The organism is Shewanella sp. 6_MG-2023 (assembly GCF_030547195.1).
Taxonomy (GTDB): domain Bacteria; phylum Pseudomonadota; class Gammaproteobacteria; order Enterobacterales; family Shewanellaceae; genus Shewanella.
Map to the genome: position 1 here is coordinate 1 of NZ_JAUOQU010000061.1, position 3,451 is coordinate 3,451.

1 protein-coding gene is annotated in these 3,451 nt (G+C 40.9%); it reads right to left on the reverse strand.

All coding sequences use genetic code 11. The annotated features are described in order from the left end of the window. Window positions 1–166 precede the first annotated feature (166 nt). A partial coding sequence (locus Q4533_RS19485; protein ID WP_303503891.1) for a hypothetical protein occupies window positions 167–3,451 on the reverse strand: 3,285 nt, incomplete at its 5' end.

Consider the following 3,451-nt stretch of genomic DNA (forward strand, 5'->3'; position numbering starts at 1 on the left):
ATGAGTATCTGCCTATCCTTGACTCTCTATAGAGTACGTGTTGATAAGCAGTTACACAAAATTAGTTACAGTCTCTTGACCAGTACATATATATTACCCACAAAAAAGCGGCCAATTTAGTTTGGCCGCTCAACTAGATTAATAATGAAAACTTAATGGCTTAACTTTAGTCCACTTCAAATCTTAAATTTTCAGTAAAGCCATAGTTATTTTTATTACCCGCAAAATCTTCGACATTTAATTCAGTCAATCCCCAAGTACCAGGTGCAGAACCTACAGGAAGAATAGTTTCAAAAATATACTGGATTGGCGTTGTGGCATCACACTCTTCCATTGTTTCCTGAGCATGTTCATGACAACTAAAATACCTAGAGTGCTTATTTGGTGAGTAACCCGCTAAGCCCGTTGATGAATCACCATGCCAATAATGAAACTCTTGACCTTGTGGATTTCTTAAACGAATACCAGAAATTGCAAGTCCTGATGCATGAGATAAAGGTTGATCTTCGTATGCCCAGTAATAGATCCGCACACGTGTTTCACCATTAGGATTTTCAGGATTTAATGGCTCGCCAACGATTCTCAGGCAACGCTCCTCCAAATCATCAGTTGCACAAGCTTGTGCATCTACAATTGGCGCTTCAACATCTGGTGTACTTCCCCCAAGCCAAAGCGAAACAGGACTTTCGTATGTTGGATGATCGAACGAAAAATCAGCTCTGCCATGATTTAATGCACTGTCTTTCATCTTTACAAACGCTGGAGAATACTCTCCAGGCGCAATGAAACGGGTAACTAGCCAGTTAATCTCGCATAAATGTGTCGCACCAGGAACATCAACACGCGGAACATCCATGGCATATAGATCATTACTATATAATCCCCATTCCCTATCAGCATCAATATTGGCAACCCTGGTAAAGCAGTTACCACCTTCCATTGAACGATCTTCATTGATTAACCATGACATCTGTAATATCTGTTCATCATCAGCTATCTCAAACGGAATATTTTCCGACTCATGGTTATACAATTTCAAGTTCATACTATTTGCGACATATTCAGGCGGCGTATAGTCAGCGTCAGGGTTATTGACATATAAACGCCAGCCATAATCTGAACTACTGAACTTTTCAATACGTCGATTACCAACCTGATCTGTCACGACAATTTCTGCTGGTGTCCACCAGCCAGATGCAGCCATCGATGGCAGTGTGAACTCAGCATATAATTCTGAGTCCACACTCCCGTTCACAGGTGAGAAATATTGGTCACGATAAGTTCCAATAGGGCTTATTAAACGCATGTAAGCTTTGGCGGCACCGTCAAAACAATACTTATCATCAACATCACCACAATCTTCATTGACATGTAACCCAAGCTTAACCTTAACTTGTTTATCATCAGAGGGACCACCATCAACTGTGATACTCACTTCATTAATTTTCCCAGGATAAATATAGTCTGGGTATAAATTAAGAACTTCAAAAGTTAAATCTGGACGGATAACACTTAGATATATTGTGCCCTGCATAATATAGTCGCGGATAAACTCATATTTAGGCAACGATCTTGAACGAAGCATATCTGGGTTTGTCAAAAAGAAAGCTAGGCTTTCAGCCATGTCTTCATTTGGGTTAAGTTTGGCGGCATACGCTGTCACGAACTCTGTTGTGCTACAAGATGCCCAAGCTTTCTCTATAACCGGTTCACCTTGAAGCGGCTGATGATCATGAGTTTCTGTTTTTTCTTCCAATGTAATAGGATCTACATTGTGTGGCGTCCATTTATGACGATCTTCCGCCCATCCAGCACAATCAGCATCGCCATCTCCTGGCATATACCAACCAGATTGCTTTAACCACTCATATTTTAACTCTGTACTAAAAACAAAGTCCCACATAAAGTGCGCTTTTTCATGAATGATTAAACGTTGAACATCTGCAACCGCGCCCTGATCAAAGGCTGATTCCATATACTCAATATAGTTTGCAGAAGTCCAAGCTACTGCCGCAGCTTGCTCGTATAAAGGGTGAAGCAATCCATTTCGACGCCTTAATAAGTAACGAAGACCACCATCATCATTCGGAAAGCTTATATCTTGCATGCCTGATGGAAATTCCTCGAACATAGCAATGATTTCGATTAATTCAGAAGGCTGAAACATCTGCCAAATTCCTGCTGAACGATCTTCATCGATAACAGGTACAGTCTCATATAGGCCTTCAAAATAGTCATCTGTAGCAATCTTAATCCCATAACGGCGTTTTATGATATCTGCCGCCAAAACGATATCATTTCCGTTATCAGTTAAAAATCGCACACCTGCTTTAAATAATCTGTTTGAGAAAAAACGGCCTTTTTTGCCATCAACAGTCGCAACCATAGGTGAAGCATATGTAAAGCTTGCATTATCAATTCTTACAAGCGGCGGCATTCCTTCACGTTTGATAATTTCAATATCATTATGAATATAGTCATCTGTTAATTCCCAGTGGCTTTCAAACCTACGAGTATTATCCTCTTGGCTTGAAGAAGGTAAATCTTCAAGACCAGTTCTAAGCAGCGATTCCAACAATCGATAGGCATGCTCTGGTGTCCAATTAACATCTGTATCTTGTAAACTGATACCAAACATTTTAACCAGATTAATACTGGCATGTGAATCTACATCACTGAAATCAGGGCCAATAATTTCAATTGGTAGTGGCTCATTAATATAAGAAGAATGCTCCTCTCCTGAGACACTTACATCCTCAGACCAATAATAAGTGAACTTATCTTGTTCTAGGCCATCAATCACATCACCATTAAAAGTGATATGTTTACCTGTTGAAATAATGGCTGAAGAGCCTGTTTGTAAGTTAGATTCCGAAAAAGTTAGATCGCCATTTTCATGTTTAAATCGATATCCAGACTGACTTACCGATACAATATACTCTTGGTCTTTGTTAAGTCCTGTAAACTGGAATTCACCATCAGGTCCTATTGTTGATGTTGCTAATAACTCTTCACCATCGGCAGAAGCTAAAACAGCTATTGCTGAACGATCTGAATCATAGTTATTCAACGTACCACTAATTTCTGTATCAGGAATAAAAATTGGATCAGTAAGGGGTTTATCACCTTCACCAGGCTCCTTATCACCACCATCACCACAATCTACTGTACAAGGTGGTGAGATCGGTGTGCCCTCATTAGGCGGTAGCGGTTTTTCGATTGGTCTTTCCCCCTCACCAGGGTTCTTATCCCCTTCATCACCACAATCTACTGTACAAGGTGGTGAGATCGGTGTGCCCTCATTAGGCGGTAGCGGTTTTTCGATTGGGCTTTCCCCCTCACCAGGATTCTTATCCCCTTCATCACCACAATCTACTGTACAAGGTGGTGAGATCGGTGTGCCCTCATTAGGCGGTAGCGGTTTTTCGATTGGGCTTTCCCCCTCACCAGG